12 protein-coding genes and 1 riboswitch are annotated in these 17,238 nt (G+C 57.5%); of the genes, 9 read left to right on the forward strand and 3 right to left on the reverse strand.

All coding sequences use genetic code 11. The features are described from left to right. The first annotated feature begins 128 nt into the window (after positions 1-128). From MWR57_RS04995 to recO, 9 genes are all read left to right on the forward strand, one after another. Positions 129-1,211 carry a uroporphyrinogen decarboxylase/cobalamine-independent methonine synthase family protein gene (locus tag MWR57_RS04995; protein ID WP_423123697.1) on the forward strand — a complete coding sequence of 361 codons (1,083 nt, stop codon included), beginning with the start codon at positions 129-131 and terminating at the stop codon, positions 1,209-1,211. A gap of 60 nt (positions 1,212-1,271) precedes the next feature. Continuing rightward, positions 1,272-2,747 (forward strand): lysine--tRNA ligase, encoded by a 1,476-nt coding sequence (lysS, locus tag MWR57_RS05000; RefSeq protein WP_423123698.1) that lies wholly within the window; start codon positions 1,272-1,274, stop codon positions 2,745-2,747. A gap of 333 nt (positions 2,748-3,080) precedes the next feature. Then, positions 3,081-4,316, forward strand: a complete 1,236-nt coding sequence (locus tag MWR57_RS05005; RefSeq protein WP_423123699.1) for a lipoprotein-releasing ABC transporter permease subunit — start codon at positions 3,081-3,083, stop codon at positions 4,314-4,316. A gap of 13 nt (positions 4,317-4,329) precedes the next feature. Beyond that, a complete protein-coding gene (locus tag MWR57_RS05010) occupies positions 4,330-5,046 on the forward strand; it encodes an ABC transporter ATP-binding protein (protein WP_423123700.1) in 717 nt (238 codons plus the stop codon). Positions 5,047-5,204: 158 nt separating this feature from the next. After that, complete coding sequence (bamA, locus tag MWR57_RS05015) at positions 5,205-7,874, forward strand: outer membrane protein assembly factor BamA (RefSeq protein ID WP_423123701.1); 2,670 nt, start codon at positions 5,205-5,207, stop codon at positions 7,872-7,874. Between the two features lie 64 nt (positions 7,875-7,938). Then, positions 7,939-11,430, forward strand: coding sequence for a transcription-repair coupling factor (gene mfd / locus MWR57_RS05020; protein WP_423123702.1), 3,492 nt, complete (start codon positions 7,939-7,941; stop codon positions 11,428-11,430). Positions 11,431-11,510: 80 nt separating this feature from the next. Next, positions 11,511-12,488, forward strand: coding sequence for a SurA N-terminal domain-containing protein (locus MWR57_RS05025; protein ID WP_423123703.1), 978 nt, complete (start codon positions 11,511-11,513; stop codon positions 12,486-12,488). Positions 12,489-12,521: 33 nt separating this feature from the next. Then, entirely contained in the window at positions 12,522-13,655 is a 1,134-nt protein-coding gene (locus MWR57_RS05030) for a helix-turn-helix domain-containing protein (RefSeq protein WP_423123704.1), read from the forward strand. A gap of 20 nt (positions 13,656-13,675) precedes the next feature. Next, positions 13,676-14,422 carry a DNA repair protein RecO gene (recO, locus tag MWR57_RS05035; protein ID WP_423123705.1) on the forward strand — a complete coding sequence of 249 codons (747 nt, stop codon included), beginning with the start codon at positions 13,676-13,678 and terminating at the stop codon, positions 14,420-14,422. 187 nt (positions 14,423-14,609) lie between these two features. Here recO and MWR57_RS05040 read toward each other — a convergent pair whose 3' ends face one another. The 3 genes from MWR57_RS05040 to MWR57_RS05050 form a co-directional block, all read right to left on the reverse strand. Next, positions 14,610-15,188 (reverse strand): flavodoxin family protein, encoded by a 579-nt coding sequence (locus tag MWR57_RS05040; protein ID WP_423123706.1) that lies wholly within the window; start codon positions 15,186-15,188, stop codon positions 14,610-14,612. Between the two features lie 161 nt (positions 15,189-15,349). Further along, the gene (gene cbpB / locus MWR57_RS05045) at positions 15,350-16,741 is read right to left on the reverse strand and encodes a peptide-modifying radical SAM enzyme CbpB (RefSeq protein WP_423123707.1); all 1,392 of its coding nucleotides are present in this window, start codon (positions 16,739-16,741) and stop codon (positions 15,350-15,352) included. Continuing rightward, positions 16,741-16,869 (reverse strand): hypothetical protein, encoded by a 129-nt coding sequence (locus MWR57_RS05050; RefSeq protein ID WP_423123708.1) that lies wholly within the window; start codon positions 16,867-16,869, stop codon positions 16,741-16,743. Before MWR57_RS05050 ends, cbpB begins: the two co-directional genes overlap by 1 nt. A 137-nt stretch (positions 16,870-17,006) precedes the next feature. Further along, positions 17,007-17,144: riboswitch (cobalamin riboswitch) on the reverse strand. Positions 17,145-17,238: the final 94 nt, after the last annotated feature.

Below are 17,238 nucleotides of genomic sequence, written 5' to 3' on the forward strand. Positions count from 1 at the left end.
CGCCCTATTGTTGATAGCTAACAGGATGCTAAAAAAGCCGCATTTCGCTTTTTTGGCATCCTGTTTTGCAATCAGGCGTACAGCACGCGCCGTCGCCGTTTACACAGCTCCCGATACTGGACAATGCCATGAGCCAAGACAATCCATCCTCCCGTTTCCAGGCCAACGGCCTGGCCACCCTCATCGGCAGCCTGCCGGTTGCGGACGCAGGGGAAGCGTTTTCCCTGATCTTTGCGCATACCCCCGACATTCCCCTGTGGCCGCAATTGCCGAGCAACCCCAAGGAAGGGATGCTCAGTCAGTTCAGCGAGGGGATGCCAGGCATTGTCGAAGAGGGGGAGCGCACCTATTTCGATATCCAGACCGAGACCTTTGCCGATGAGATGCTGGCCTATTTTGAGCAGTATCTTGCCGCCCTTGAAGATCCGTCCCTTTTGCCGGACTCACCCTTTGCCGTGAGCCCGGACAGGGCCCAGGGTCTTTTTGCCCTCAAAGAGGCAGTGGCCGGCAAGACCGTGGCCGCGGTCAAGGGGCAGATGACCGGGCCGTTCACCCTGCTCACCGGGCTGCATGACCGGGAAGGTCGGGCTGCCTATTACGAGCCGACCATCCGGGAGATGGTGGTGAAGGGGCTTTCCCTCAAGGCTGCTTGGCAGGTGCAGGTTCTTGCTGCGTCGCAGGCCCCGGTTATTCTCTTTATAGACGAACCGGCCCTGGCCGGTCTTGGCTCCTCCGCCTTTCTCAGCGTTTCCCTGGATGAACTAGGCCAGGAACTCAACGAGATCATCGGTGCGGCCCAGGGGGCGGGCGGATTGGTGGGTATCCATGTCTGCGCCAACACGGACTGGGAATTTCTCCTCGCCACCTCCCTTGATATTGTCAGCTTTGACGCCTACGGGTTTTTCGACAAGCTGGCCGCCTGCAAGGACGCGCTCTACGCCTTTTTGGAACGGGGCGGCATCATTGCCTGGGGGATCGTGCCCACCTCGGAGAAGGAATATATCGAGCGGGAAACAGCGGAGTCCTTGCTTGCCCGGTGGGAAGCGCAGGCTGCTCAGCTTGTGGGCGGGGCCTGGGATTACAAGTCTCTGCTGCAACAGACCCTGATAACCCCAAGCTGCGGAACCGGCTCCCTGTCACTGACCCACGCCAAAAAGGTGCTGGCCTTGACCCGAGACCTTTCGAAACTCTTGCGCGACAAGTATCTGTAGATGCAGACGCTGTCCGGCTTTCTTTTATCCAACCACTATAAAAAGTTTGAGTATTGAGCAATGGAAGAACTGAATCAGGTTTTGAAGCAACGCCGTCAAAAGGCCCAGGAGCTGGCAGATCTGGGTGTCAATCTCTATGCCAACGATTTCAGGCCCACCCACCGGATCAGCGATATCCTGGCGAAAAACGACAACCCGGACGCACCCCTGGAAGATGGGGTCAAATCCGTGGCCGGCCGGATCATGGCGCTGCGCAAATTCGGCAAGGCGGCTTTTCTCCATATCCAGGACGAATCCGGCCGCATCCAGATCTATGTCAAGCGCGACGAGGTTGGGCCCGAGGTCTACCAGATCTTCAAGAAACTCGACCTCGGCGATATCGCCGGTTTTGGCGGGGTGTTGTTCCGCACCCAGACCGGAGAACTCACCATCGACGCGGCAAGTGTCAAGCCGATCACCAAATCCCTGCGCCCCCTGCCGGAGAAGTTTCACGGCCTTACCGATGTGGAAACCCGGTATCGGCAGCGCTATGTCGATCTGATCATGAACCCGGAGGTGCGCGACACCTTTCGCAAGCGGGTGGAGATCATCCGCTTGATCCGTGATTTTCTGACCAACCGGGGCTTTATGGAGGTCGAAACCCCCATGATGCAGGCCATTGCCGGCGGTGCCACGGCCAGGCCCTTCAAGACCCACCACAACGCCTTGGGCATGGATCTCTACCTGCGCATTGCTCCGGAGCTGTATCTTAAGCGGCTGCTGGTGGGCGGCTTTGAAAAGGTCTTTGAGATCAACCGCAACTTCCGAAACGAAGGGCTTTCCACCCGGCATAATCCCGAGTTCACCATGCTCGAGTTTTACCAGGCCTTTGCCACCTACGAAGATCTCATGGACCTCACCGAGGAGATGGTTTCCTATATCGCCGCCGAGGTCACCGGCTCCATGGTCGTGAGCTACCAAGGGCAGGAGATGGATCTTTCCCCGCCCTGGAAACGCTATACCATGGATGAGGCGCTTATTGAGGTGGGCAAGGTTGACAAGGATCTGCTTGCCGATCCGGCCCGCACCCGGCAGCTCGCCTTGGAAAAGGGCATTGCCCTTGAGCCTTTGTCTGGGCACGGCAAGGCCAAGACCGAACTCTTTGAGCTGCTGGTGGAGGAAAAGCTGGTCAACCCCACCTTTGTGACCCAATACCCCACCGAGGTTTCGCCCCTGGCGCGCCGCAACGAGCAAAACCCCGAGGTCACGGACCGGTTTGAGCTGTTCATGACCGGGAGGGAAATGGCCAATGCCTTCAGCGAGCTCAACGATCCCATCGATCAGAAACAGCGGCTGCAAAAGCAGATTGCCGAGCGGGGCAGCGATGAGGAAATTTTTCCCGAGATGGATGAGGATTTTGTCCGCGCCCTGGAATACGGCATGCCTCCGGCGGCAGGAGAGGGGATCGGCATCGACCGGCTGGTCATGCTGCTGACCGATTCGCCTTCGATCCGCGATGTCATCCTCTTTCCGCATCTGCGCCCCGAAAGCAAATAAGCCGTGTAACCTTCAGGAGCACGGCATCTGCTTTGTCATCGGCCGGCTCATGTGCAAGAGCACACTTCGCCGGCCTCTTCCGCGCATCTGCGGCGCTCCTGGACGGTTACACCTCCCGAGGAGCCGGGGGCCTTGCCCGGTTAGACCTTGCCGAAGGCAAAAAAAGTCCCCTCTCCCCTCGGAGTCTGCGCTTACCTGCGGGAGAGGGACAGGGTGAGGGGGAAGCTGCATGAGCTGATGCTGTCGGCAACTTCACTCACCCGCACCCCCTCCCGTCAAGGGAGGGGAGATACAGAATCGTGACCGGCCACTACTTGGAAAAAGAGGAAAATTGTGAATTTTGAATGGTTTGTCTGCCTGCGGTATCTGAAGGCCAAACGCAAGCACGGCTTCATCTCGCTTATTTCGTTGATCTCCATTGCCGGGGTCATGGTCGGGGTTATGGCCTTGATCGTGGTGCTGGCGGTGATGACCGGCTTTACCTCCGAGTTTCGTGACAAGATCCTGGGCATCAACTCCCATGTGGTGGTCCAGGATTACACCGGCAATATCAGCAACTATGATGAGGTTGCCGCCGCGGTTCGGGCTGTCGAGGGGGTAAGCGGGGTCACGCCGTATCTGTACAGCCAGGCCATGATCACCGGTGGCGAGGGCGGAACTGGCGCCGTGCTGCGCGGACTTGACCCTGCCACTGCACAAGGCGTGCTCAGCCTGGAAAAACATCTGCGCTCAGGCTCTTTAGCCGACTTGGCCCCTGTTAAGACCGATGGCGCCAGAACGGTGCCGGGCATCATCCTGGGCAAGGAGCTTGCCGTCCAGTTGCGTGTCTCCACCCACGACCGGGTGCGACTGATCTCGGCTTCCGGGCCCCTGACCCCCATGGGGGTTATGCCCAAGGTATCCACCTGCCGGGTGGTCGGGATTTTTGAAACCGGTATGTACGAGTATGATTCCGCCCTGGCCTATGTCTCGCTGGAAACGGCGCAGCGCTTCTTTGATCTGCCCGGCGCGGTGCATGGGTTGGAGGTGAAGACCACCGATCTCAATCAGGCGGACAAGGTCGCGAAGCGGATTGAACTGGCCCTGGGGCAGAATTTCTTTGCCAAGGACTGGATGCGGATGAACCGGAACATCTTTTCCGCCCTTGCCTTGGAAAAAACGGCACTCTCGATCATCATGGCCCTGGTGGTGATGGTCGCGGCCTTCAATATCGTCAGCACCCTGATCATGGTGGTCATGGAAAAGAACAAGGATATCGCCATCCTGAAATCCATGGGCGCCACCTCCGGCAGCATCATGCGTATCTTCATCTACGAGGGATTGGTTATCGGCCTTACCGGCACCTTTTTGGGGGTGGTGGGGGGGCTTGGCCTGTGCGCGCTCTTGAGCCGTTACCAGTTCATCGACCTGCCCGACGTCTACCCGATTTCCACTTTGCCGGTGCTGGTCCTGCCCTCGGACGTCATCCTCATTGCCCTGTCGGCCACGGTTATTACCCTGGTTGCCACCCTGTACCCTTCCTGGCAGGCGGCCAAGGTCGATCCGGCCGTGGCCCTGCGCTATGAGTAGAGGAGACGGCTCCATGTCCGAAAACACGCACGAATCTCCCTTGTTTTTTGAAGCGCGGGGTATTTGCAAGGAATATAGCGGTCACGGCAGCCTGCAAGTGCTTGCCGGGGTAAATTTGCGGCTGGTCGCAGGCGAAATGGTCGCGGTGGTCGGTGCTTCCGGCACCGGGAAAACCACCCTGCTGCATATTTTGGGCGCCCTTGATCAGCCCACCCAGGGCCAGCTTTTTTACCGGGGTGAAAATGTTTTTGAAAAAAACGATGACCAGTTGGCCCTGTTTCGCAATCAGGTGGTTGGTTTCGTTTTTCAGTTTCACCATCTGCTCCCGGAGTTCAACGCCCTGGAGAATGTCCTGCTGCCCGGATTGATTGCCGGGCGGAAACGCTCCGAGCTTGTTGAGTATGCGGAATATCTTCTGGAGCGGGTCGGGGTGCTGAACCGCTCAAGCCACAAGGTGGGGGAGCTTTCAGGCGGGGAGCAGCAACGGGTCGCCCTGGCCCGGGCCCTGGTAATGAAGCCCGCGGTTCTTTTGGCGGACGAACCCACCGGCAATCTTGACCCTAAAAGCGGACTCAAGGTTTTTGAGCTTATCCGCGATTTGAGTGAAACCCTCTCCCTGGCAACGGTCATGGTGACGCATAATCTTGATCTGGCCCGGAGGATGAGCCGTTGTCTCACCTTGCGGGACGGGGGATTGCATGAAACTCGGGAAGAGAGCAAAGATTCTTGACACTTGGGCCAAGGCCTGATAATTCTGATACGCTAAATAGATAGCCCACCCGTCCGCTCCCATGGGACGGCCCCAAGCCACTTCACCGCGAAATCGAGAGAATGAAACAAGACAACTCAGCCGGACACATGACAGGCTCCCACGGATTTTCGGGCGCCATGAAGATTGTTGTTGCACTCCTTTTCCTCGTTGTGGCCCAGCCCATCCCGCCGTTGGCCGGGGTTGCCCTTGGTGCCGGAAACGAGCCGAACACCGTCATGGTGCCGCCCCGGATCAATGCCCCGGCAGGGGGAGAGCAACTTGTCGTTGCAAGCGACAAAATCTTGCAGGAGGTTGTGCGGAGCAAGGGAATGGCGATGCTCTCCAGGGAGGAAGTGCAACAAAAGCTCGGCTATGAGCATTGGCCGCCCAAGGCCGAGGCCTTGAAGCCCTTGATCTCATCCCCGGCGGTCAACTATGTGGCGGTCGGCAGTATCACCAAGCTTGGCGAGCAGCTCAGCCTGGACTTTGTCGTCTATGACATCTTCGGCAATAATCCGCCCAAATTTTACTATCAGGTCAGCAATAACGAGACCGAACTGAAGAAAGCCCTGTCCCAGATGGCCAACGACATTCTCTCCCATACCGGCCAATATTTTCTTATCCAGTCCATTGCCATTGCCGGAAACACCCGCATAGATTCTGGGGCTATCCTGCGTCAGGTTAAAAGCCAGGCAGGGGATCCCTATACCGCGGAGCTGTTGCGGGCGGATCTGAAAAATATCTTTCAGATGGGCTACTTCGACGATGTGCAGATCCTCGTCACCGATACGGAAAAGGGCAAGGACATTACCTTTCAGGTCAAGGAAAAAGCGGTAATCGGCCAGGTTCTTGTCAACGGCGAACAAGAGCTTGAGGAAAAAGAGGTGAAAGAGGTGGTGAGCATCTCACCCAACACCATCATCAACACCAAGGAGGTGCAGACCTCCGTTGAAAATATCCGGAAACTCTATAAGGACAAGGGCTTCTACCGCACCACCGTCGCCGCCAAGCTCAACTATGTTGCCGATGACAAGGTGAATGTCACCTTTGATATAGAAGAAGGCGTCAAGATGTATATCAAGGGGATCCGTTTTGTCGGCAACAAGGCCTTCAGCGAGAAGGAATTGCGCAAGGAGATGACCACCTCGGAAAAGGGGCTGCTCTCCTGGTTTACCGAATCGGGCAAGCTGAAGCGCGATCTGCTTGAGCAGGACCGCTCCCGGCTCGGCGCCTTGTATCACAACAACGGCTACATCGAGGCCAGGATCAGCGAACCGGTGATAAGCGATGAGGGCGACTGGCTCTATGTCACCTTCGATATCCAAGAGGGCGACCGCTACCGGGTCGGCACCATCGAAATCGAGGGCGACATTGTCGGCGAGAAGAATGACCTGTTCAGTCTGCTCGAATTGAGCAAGGAGAAGTTCTTCAGCCGCAAGATCTTGCGGGAGGATGTCCTGCGCCTGACGGACCGGTATGCCGAGAGTGGCTATGCCTTTGCCGAGGTGGAACCCAAGCTGAGCAAGAATGAGGAAGACAAACGCATGGATTTGTCGCTCAAGATTGCCCAGGGAACCTTGGTCCACATAAACCGGATCAACATCAAAGGCAACACCCGGACCAGGGATAAGGTCATTCGCCGTGAGATGCAGGTGAAGGAAGGCGGTCTGCTCGATGCGAGCGCGATCAGAAAGAGCAGCGAAAAACTGCAGCGGCTTGAGTTTTTTGAAGAGGTGAACGTCACCCCGGAGCCGACCGTGCAGGAAGGGCTGATGGATGTGGTGGTCGATGTCAAGGAAAAGGCCACCGGCACCTTCAGTGTGGGGGCCGGGTACAGCTCGGTGGACAACATGATGTTCATGGGCGAGGTCAGCGAAAACAACTTTCTCGGCAAGGGCCAGCGCCTCTCCTTGCAGGCCAATGTCAGCGCCAACAGCAACCGTTACAATTTCAGCTTTACCGAGCCGCACCTCAACGACACCAAGCTGCTGTTCGGTTATGATATCTACAACTGGTCGCGGGAATACGACGATTATACCAAGGACTCCACCGGTGGGGCCCTGCGCTTTGCCTATCCGGTCTGGAACAAGTGGAACCTGGGCTGGGCCTATGGCTACGACGACACCAAGATGACCGATATCTTGCTGGAGAATACCTCCCAGTCGATTCTGGATTCCATGAGTATCGAGACCACAAGTTATGTCCGGCTCGGTATTTCCAAGGATACCCGGAACAAATTCACCGACGCTTCAAAGGGCTGGCTCACCAACTATTCCATCAAACATGCGGGCGGCCTTCTGGGGGGGGATAGCTCCTTTACCAAGTACGAGGCCACTTCCGGCTGGTACTATCCGTTGCCCTGGGAAACAACCTTCCACATTAAGGGTGCCATCGGCTATGTGGTTGAAAACGAAGAGAAAAAATTGCCGGTATATGAAAAATTCTATTTGGGCGGGCTCAATACCATCCGGGGGTTTGACAGCGGCAAGGTCAGCCCGCTGGAGTTAAACACCGACGGTGTTACCTATTCACGGGTGGGCGGCGAAAAGATGTGGTACTCCAACGTGGAATGGATTTTCCCAATCGTCAAGGATATCGGGCTGAAAGGCTTGGTGTTCTTTGATCTGGGCAATGTCTACACCGATTCCGAAACCTGGGATGTCGCGGATCTTCGCTACAGCACCGGCCTTGGCTTCCGCTGGCTGTCGCCCATGGGGCCCCTGCGCCTTGAATGGGGCTACAATCTCGACCCGAAAGACGGCGAGCAGCAGGGGGTCTGGGATTTCAGCATCGGCGGGGCTTTCTAGAAAATGGCCCCCTCGGGAAATGTGCCGGCTTTTTCCGGCATTTTCGCTACGACACAGACAATACATGGATAATAGACTGACGGCCCTCTTCACCGAGGGCCGTTCCGTTAACATCATCGGGTTGCGGGGAAGCGGCGCCGCCTTCCATCTCGGCCGCACGGCCCAGCTCGGGCAGCGTCCCATCCTCTGCCTTACGCCAAGCGAAACCGCGGCCCAGCACCTTGTGCAGGACCTGGCTCTTTTTGCCGACACCCCGGCCCTGTATTTCCCAGGCCATGAAATCCCCCCCTATACCCCGTTGTCGCCGGACAGCCGCACCGTGGCCGAGCGCCTTGCCGTTTTGTTCCACATCCACAGTGCGGACAAGCCCTGGATTCTGGTCATGTCGGTGGAGGCCCTGCTGAGAAGGGTGTTGCCCCGCGCTTCCCTTGCAAGCCTGGCCGAATTGGTCATGCGCGGCGAAGAGACCGATCGTGACGGACTGATTGCCTCGCTCACCGCTTGTGGCTATGATGGGGCCAACCTGGTGCAGTCGGTTGGCGAGTTCAGCCTGCGCGGCGGCATTCTGGATATCTTTCCCACTGGTTTTGAGATGCCGGTCCGGCTCGATTTCTGCGGCGATACCGTGGAATCCATCCGCAGGTTTGATCCCATCAGCCAACGTTCGGTTGAAGATCTCGAGGAGGTCGTTCTCCTGCCGGTGAGCGATATCCTCTATCCTGCCGCGGAGCAGGAGCTGCGGCTGTTGCTCAAGCGGTTCCAGGGGGCGGCGGCGGAACTTGCTTGGGACAACGAGCGGGTCAAGGTGATGGAGGATTGCCTTGCGCAGCGCCGGCGGTTTCCAGGGGTTGAGTTCCTGTTGCCGTTGTTCCACGAAAAGCCCTCGACCGTGCTCGACTACCTGCCGGACGAGACCATTGTCTTTTTCTCCTCGCCAACCGCAATCGCGGAGAGTCTCGCCCTCTGCCGGGAAAGGATCGAGGCGAATTTCGCCGAGGCCGCCGCTGCCCGCCTGCCTGTTTTGCCGCCGGAGCGGATATTTTTGCCGGAAAATGAATGGCGAGAACGGCTGGCGCGTTTTCCCCAGGGGCGATTCTACGATTTTGCCCATCCGGACATGGAAGACGGGGAAACCCTGGAGATACCCTGCGGCAACCATGTTTTGCTCAAGCAGCAGCTTGAGCTGCAACGCAAGAATCAGGGGATGATGCCGGAGCTGACCCGGCAGTTGCACCTCTGGCTTGCGGCCGGAGAGGCTGTTTTTTTTGCCTGCCGGACCAGGCGGCATGCGGAGCACATGGCGGAATTGCTTAGTCAATACGATTTGCCGGTTGCCATAACCGAAGCGCCTGTGCTGGAGCCAGCTTCCGCTGGTCGAGAGATTGTCTTGGTGGATTCGCCGCTTGCCGCTGGCTTTGATCTGCCTGATGCCAGGCTGCACTGGGTTTCGGAAAGCGAGCTGTTCGGCGAGTTGCGCCTGGGCGCGGGCAAAAAGAAGGGCGTGCAGCGGAACAGGCCGCCGGTGAGCTTTGAGGAGCTTCAACTCGGCGATATCGTGGTTCACACGGCCCACGGCCTTGGCCGGTATGAAGGACTGGTCAATATCGTGCTGGGCGGCATTGCCAACGACTTTTTCCAACTGGTGTACCGCGACGGGGACAAGCTCTACGTGCCCGTGGATCAGCTCAAGGTGATCAGCAAGTACCAGGGGCTCTCCGACACCGAGCCGAAGCTCGACAAGCTGGGCGGCAAGGTCTGGCAGACCCGGCGGGAAAAGGTCAAGGAAGAGGTCTGGAAGGTGGCCCAGGACCTGCTGGGCCTCTATGCCCGGCGGGCCATGGTGGAGGGATATGCCTTTTCGCCGCCGGACGAGCTGTTCCACGAGATGGAAGAGTCCTTCCCGTACGACGAGACCCCAGGGCAGCTCAAGGCGATCAACGAGGTGCTTGACGATCTGACCGCGCCCCGGCCCATGGACCGCCTGGTCTGCGGGGACGTGGGCTACGGCAAGACCGAGGTCGCCATCCGGGCGGCCTTCAAGGTGGTGGCCGACAATTTCCAGGTCGCCATTCTGGTGCCGACCACGGTGCTGGCCGAGCAGCATGCCGCCACCTTCCGCGAAAGGCTGCAGGGCTTTCCGGTCCGGGTGGAAAGCCTGACCCGCTTTCGCAGCCCGGCCGAGCAGAAGCAGATCATCCAGGAGCTGGGCCAGGGGCGGGTGGATATCGTGGTCGGCACCCATCGGCTGCTCTCCCAGGATGTGGCCTTCAAGCGGCTCGGGCTCCTGATCATCGACGAAGAGCATCGCTTCGGCGTGTCCCATAAGGAAAAACTCAAAAAGCTCAAGAGCCAGGTGGATGTCCTCACCCTGACCGCCACCCCGATCCCCCGCACCCTGCAACTCTCCCTGCTCAGTATCCGCGACCTTTCCGTGATCAGCTCGCCGCCCGAGTTTCGGAGGCCGGTGAAAACCTTCGTGGCCCGCGATGACGAGCTGGTGATCAAGGAGGCGGTGGTGAAGGAGCTGCAGCGGGGCGGCCAGGTTTTTTTGGTCCATAACCGGGTCCATTCCATCCAGGAAATGGCGGCCAGGGTGCAGAAGCTGGTCCCGGAGGCGCGGCTGGCCGTGGCCCACGGCCAGATGCCGGGAAAGGCGCTGGAAGAGATCATGGTCCGTTTCGTCAAGCGGGAGATCGATGTGCTGGTCTGCACCACCATTATCGAATCAGGCCTTGATATCCCCAACGCCAATACCATTGTCATCACCCGGGCGGACCGGCTCGGGTTGGCGGAGATCTATCAGCTCCGCGGCCGGGTGGGGCGGGGGAGGGAGCAGGCGTATGCCTATCTGCTGGTCCCTTCCCTGGACGGCTTGTCCAAGGATGCCCAGCAGCGGCTGCGGGCGCTCATGGATTACAACGAGCTTGGCGGCGGCTTCAAGCTGGCCATGAGCGACCTGCAGATCCGGGGGGGCGGCAATATTCTGGGGATCTCGCAAAGCGGCAATATCGCCGCGGTGGGCTATGACCTGTACCTTGAGCTGCTGCAGCAGACGGTTCTCGACTTGAAGCGTAAAGGCGCAGGCGTGGAGCAGCCCCAGGAGCAGATCGAGCCTGAAATCAATCTCAAGATTTCGGCCTTTTTGCCGGAACGGTATATCCCGGCGACGGAACAGCGTTATATCGCCTACCGCCGGCTGACCAACGCCGAGCAGGTAGAAGAGTTGCTAGACCTTAAGGATGAATTTGGCGACCGTTACGGCCAGCTTCCCCAGGAGGCGCTCAATCTGTTCGAGGTGCTGGTCCTGAAAACCCTGCTCCGGCGGCTGTGGATCAGCAAGCTGGAGCAAGGGCCGGGCAATCTGGTGTTCTCCTTTCATGAAAAAACTCCGGTCTCCCCGGAGAAGATCATGCGTCTGCTTGAAAAATTCAAGGGGCGGGCCCGTTTCACCCCCGAAGCGCGGCTGATCATCACAACTCAATCCGCTGCCTTGCCGGAACAAACCCTCGAAAATGCGCAAAAGATCCTTGCCCTGCTCGCGGAAGATGACATTTGAAAATGACTGTGGTAGAATTTGGCGGTTATAAAGTCGTATAAGATTAAAAACAATATTTTCAACCTGTTATGAGTGGATCGGTGAAATTTTTCTTACATCTTGTATGCTCCGCCCTGTGTTTTCTTGCTTTTTTTCACCCCCCTGCCGCCCAGGCGGAGGTGGTGGATCGCATCATCGCCATTGTCAACGATGATGTCATTACCTTCTCCGACCTCAATCGGGAAGGAGGGGCGCTGTTTCGCCGGATCACCCAGGAGGCTCCGCCGGAGCAAGTGGAGCGAACCCTGCTGAAGGCCAGGGAGGAAGTGCTTTCCAGTCTTATTGACCGGCTCATCGTCGAACAACGGGCCAAGAAGCTCGGAATTTCCGTGGGCGACCCGGAAGTGGACAGCGCCATCGCCAGAATTGTCGAGCGCAACAAAACCACGGCGGAAAAATTTTGGCAGCAGATGACGCTCATGGGCTCCAACGAGCGAGATTACCGGGAGCTCATCCGAAGCCAGATCCTGCAGGAAAGGCTGATCGATTATGAAATCCGTTCCCGGGTTGTGGTCAATGAGGAGCGGATCCGTGAATTTTACGAAAAAAATTATACCCAAAAAATAAAAGAAGACGCCTATCATGTCTTGCAGATGGGTTTTGTCTGGAAGGAAAACACCCAGGCCGCCAAGGATGATGCCCGGCGGCGGGCTGAAGAGGCTCGGCGGCAGGCCCTTGCCGGACAGGATTTCCGCGTCCTGGCTCGGCAGGCCTCCGATCTGCCTTCGGCCAAGGATGGCGGAGATATCGGGGTTTTCAGGAAGTCGGAGATGGCTGCCTACATGAAAGCGGGTATTGCCGGGCTGCAAGTGGGACAGGTGAGCGCCATCCAGGAGGCTCCGGACGGGTATCAGTTTTTCAAGCTTCTTTCCGACCGGGGAGATGTGGCTATTCAGGCTTCCTACGAAACGGTCAAGGAACAGATCCGGCAGCGGCTGTATGAAGATGCGCTGAAAAACCAGTTTCAGAAATGGGTAAAAGAGCTTCGCGATCAGGCGTATATCAAGAAAATACTTTAGGTTAGCCCGTGTCCCATAACCTCAGGAAAAGGGATGTCTCTCATGACCAAGGATTCACCATCCGCTGATGATGCAATCGAGCAACCTGCAGCTTTGTCACGATCCGATGAAACCCTTGGCAGTTTTCTAAAAAGACATCGGCAAAGCCAGGGAAAAGAGCTTGAGGAAATCGCGAAAAAGACGCGCATTCATGCCTCAACGCTTCGGGCCATTGAAGAGGACAATCCCAAGGCCCTGCCCGCGGATGTTTTCGCCCGCGGCTTTATAAAAAATTATGCGCAGTATCTTGGCCTTGATCCCAATGAGGCCTTGGCCTGGTATATCGAACAGAATGCCGGAGAAGCCAAGCCACCGGAAAAGATCAACGTCCAGGAGGTTCTGGCCGGCGAGGCCATGGCCGAGGTTCAGACCTTCCCTTTCGGGCGTTTCGTCGTTTTTTTTGTTGTCGTAGGCGTTCTTTTCCTTGCCGGGTATCTGGTCTTGAATTTCTTGAATTCCTCGGCCCCTCCCCCCGATGTTCCAGGGCAAGAGACCAATGTCCCGGCCGTGGTGCAGCCGCAACCGCTGCCCGCTCCGGTAACCGGCGAACCTGGGGAAACCACCCCCGAGGAAGCAGGGCAACCGGAGCCTGTGACGGATGGGGCGGTACAGGCCCCACCTCTTCCGCTGTCCGGAGCTGAGAAAACCGAGCCGGAAGGAATTGGGGGGGGATCCGTGCCTGAAAAGGCCGGAAATCTCGCGGAGGCCCAAAAGGTTGAACCGGATCAGTCCCTCGAAATCAAAAAAAAAACAGATGAGGGCAGATTCGTAATTCTTCCCCGGGCCAGCAAGGAAAAGCCGGGGCAAACCCCAGAATCCCAGGGTTTGGGCAAACCTGCTGCCGTGGGGTCAGTGTCTCCAGCACCCTCGTTGGTGAAGCAGCCGGGAATGAATTATGTTCTTGAGGCGAAATTCACCGAGACCACCTGGCTTTCCGTGCAGGTAGACAAGGAAAAGAAAAAGTCCGCCATCTACCAGCCCGGAGATCACTTGGTGTTGCAGGCGGCGAAAAAGATTTCCCTTTTTGTCGGAAACGCCGGAGGGGTTTCCCTTACCTTGAATGGCAAACCGGTCCCTTCCATCGGCAAGTCAATGGAAAGCGCCCGGGTTTCCTTCCCGATTGAATAGCTTCGTCTCAGCCGATGTCCTTGCAGCAAGGTTTGGCCATCGTGCTCCAGGTTAAGGATCACGGGGATTCCGACAAGATTGTCACCCTGTATACCCTCGAGTATGGCAAAATCGTGCTTATCGCCAAGGGCGCCAAGCGCAGCAAGAAACGTTTTGTCAACAAGCTGGAGCTGTTTTCCCTTCTCGCCATTCATTTTGCCCCAAGCCGTCATAGCTCGCTCATGCGCCTGGATCAGGCCGAATTGCTGAACCCTTTCCCCAGGCTGCGGGAAAACTATGAGCGGTACATCGCCGCCTCCCTGCTGTGCGAGCTTGTTCTGCACTGGACCCGGGAGCATGACTGTGACGAGGAGCTTTTCCGCTTGCTTGTCTGGGCCTTGGAAGGATTGGCTCTGGCCGGTGGGGCTGTCAATCGCACGATCATTTTCTTCCACGTCAAAATGCTGGATATCCTGGGATATCGCCCCGATCTGACAGGCTGCCTTGATTGCGGTCTCCTCGGCGCGCCCGGCATTGTGTACCGCTTCAGCACCATGCGTAACGGATTGGTGTGCAGCCGGTGTGAACCCCAGGCCACGGGGAACATCTCCCAACCGCTTTCCATTCAAACCATTCAATTGCTGCGCAGGGCTCAGGATATGGAGCAAGGCAAACTGGAACGGCTCCATTTTTCCCCGGCGGCTACCCGTGAGGCTGTTGCCTTGCTGAAACGGTACGACAACCATCTTTTGCAGCGGGAGGTGCAGTCCTGGAGTTTCCTGGGCTGAGAGTAACTGTCCAGCAGCACCACATCTGCTTCGCAGTCTCGCTCTACGCTCGTTTAGCTGTCATCGGCTTGCTCATGTGCAATAGCACACTTCGCAAGCCTCTTCCGCGCATCTGTGGCAGCAGCGAAGCGGCGCTGCTGAACAGTTACCGTCCGGGGGATGCCTTGGGCGGGATTGAGCTGATTGCTTATTCCGCTTTGATTTTCTCAAGAAGCCAGGCCATGTTGCGTCCCAGGTCGCGCATGGTTTTCATGCCTTCCTCGTCGTTGGCCACCTCGCCCGGTTCCCTGCCGATGCCGATGTTCCAGTACGAGGAGCCCACCACGATCATCTGGCCGATCAGGAAAAAGGCGTTGAGAGAGTTGAATACCTGATAGGCACCGGCCCGACGCACCGCCACCACCCCGGCTCCGGCCTTGCGTTTGAACAGATCGCCGTTGGCCCGGGAAACCATGCCGCACCGTTCGATCAGGGCCTTCATCCCCGCGGAGACATCGGCGAAGTAGGTGGGAGATCCCAAAAGAATGCCATCCGCAGCGATCATCTTGGCGAGACAGTCGTTGATGATATCCTTTTCCACGGCGCAACGGCTGTCTTTGTTCTTGAAGCACTGATAGCAAGCGATGCAGCCTGAGACCGGCTGGCCTGACAGCTCCACCAGTTCCGTGTCGATTCCTTGCAGAGACAGCTCTTCCAGCGCGGTATTCAACAATTTTGCGGTATTTCCTCCCTTGCGGGCGCTCCCGTTAAAGGCGACGACTTTCATGGCATTCTCCTTCTGTGTTTCCCGTTCATGGAATGGGGATGTTTGTCCTGCGTGTAAGCATGGGTGTCTGCCACGGTATTGTAATCGAGATTGGAAAGAGGGGAAAGAAATTCGGAAAAAACCAGCCGGGAAGGACTCCCGGCTGGCGTGGGGCAAAGATGTTATTTCCAGCAGTAGGACATTTCTGTTTCGGTTTGCCAACTGTCCCAGAGATACGCATCTTCTTTTTGCTGGGCGATTATCCGGAAGGCATGGCGCACCTGTTCCTCAAAGAAGCTGCAGTAAGGGCTTGGGGCATTGACGCTGCCGGACACTTTGTAGATCTCGGCTGGGCACGGGGCCCCGCAGAAGTGCCGGATGGCGCAGCCTGCGCAGGGCAGAATTTTTTCCACCTTCCGGCTGGTTACTTCCTGGAAGGGCTTGCTGGCAAGAATATCGGCAGGATCATCATGGAAGATGTTGCCGCCGGAAAACTCGTTCATGCCGATGAATTCGCTGCACGGGACAACCTCGCCGTCCGCGGAAACGGCAAAAAAACAACGCCCGCCGCCGCAGGGAGAGATGTCGCACATCAGCCTGCGGCCGGTCGGGCCGATTACCCCGGCCAGCACATTGGCGAAGTTGGCGATGACCAGTTTTCTGCCGGTTTGTTCAAAAAGTTCGAAAGACCGGTCCAGCGCCTTGAAAAAAGCCTCGGCCAGCACATGGTTGTCCGGTTTCAGGTCCATTCCGCCCTGGCGGGTGCAGCGTACCGGATTGAGCATGACCACCCGCACCCCCAGCCCGTGGTAAAAGTCCACCATTTCGGTCAGGGTATGGACGTTGGCCTGGGTTACGGTGGTAATCACGTTTAAGGCCGGATAATCGACGAGTTTTTTGATCACCGCAACCACGGTGTCGTAATACCCCTTGCCCTGCCAATTCTTCCTGGTACGGTTGGCGACCTCCGCGGTGGGGGCGTCCAGGGACAGGCCGATGCCGACCTGGTGCTCCCTTAAAAAACGGATTGCCGTGTCGTCGAGCAGGGTAGCGTTGGTCTGGATGCCGAAATGGAAGTCGTCCTTAAAGCGCGCAATTGTGGCAAACACCGCCTCCCTGGCAACCATGGGTTCGCTGCCGTGGAAAATAAGTTGCGGTTTTACCCCCTCCGGCAAGATCTTCCGGAAGTGTTGCCGCAATCGCTCAAGGGCGAGCATGAGTTTTTCCTCCCCCATGTCGATGCCGTTTTTGCGCATCTCTTCGGGGAGGTAGCAGTAACTGCAGTTGAGGTTGCAGCGCTCGGTCGGGTTTACATACGCGGCGGAAAGTTGCAGCCCTGCGCGCAGGTGATCCATTTCCGCGTGGAATTCCGGCGCGCGGGTCAGAAAATCCACGGCCATGGAGCCGTTAAGAGCCTGCGGCAAATCATGGCGAGCAACCAGAGCCCAGTAGGCCGTGTCTGCCTCGACAACCGCGACCCTGTCAGGGTCGCCGATCTCCAGCACGGAAAAATTCGGGCCATGGCCGGTGTTGGCGAAAACGGGTGTTGCTGTCTGTTTGTGAGCCTGTTCCATTATTTGCCGCCGTCCTCGGTTGTGGTCCCGGCGCTGGGGGCGAGCAGGATATAATGGGAAAGGCCGGTTCCCTGGCCTATGAGGTTGCAGCGGCGACGGTACGAGATGATCTGTTTTTCTGCTTTCATGGTGTTCTCCTGTTGATTGTTGACCTGCGGGCATAAAAAAACCCGGAGCAACTCCTATGGGGGAGTCACTCCGGGTTCTGTTTCCATGGGAATACCCAGACGCACGGCAACGCATGCCGTAAAAACATGAGCATCAGGTCTTCTGGCTTTCGGATCGTCTGCTGGTCTGCGGCCTTCCCCCCACAATACGATTTGGGAGTGACCGGGAAATTCCCTGTGGAGACCAGCATCCCCGATTACAGCGATGGGATCGCCACGGATTTGCACCGTGTTCCGGGATGATGAAATGTTTATTTGTTCCTATAAACCATTTTTCTCGACGGCTTGTCAAGGGTGGTTGTGGAGAATTTTAGGCATGGCGGTGCATGG

This window comes from Hydrosulfovibrio ferrireducens, from assembly GCF_046883345.1.
GTDB classification, from domain to species: Bacteria; Desulfobacterota; Desulfobulbia; order Desulfobulbales; family Desulfurivibrionaceae; genus Thiovibrio; species Thiovibrio ferrireducens.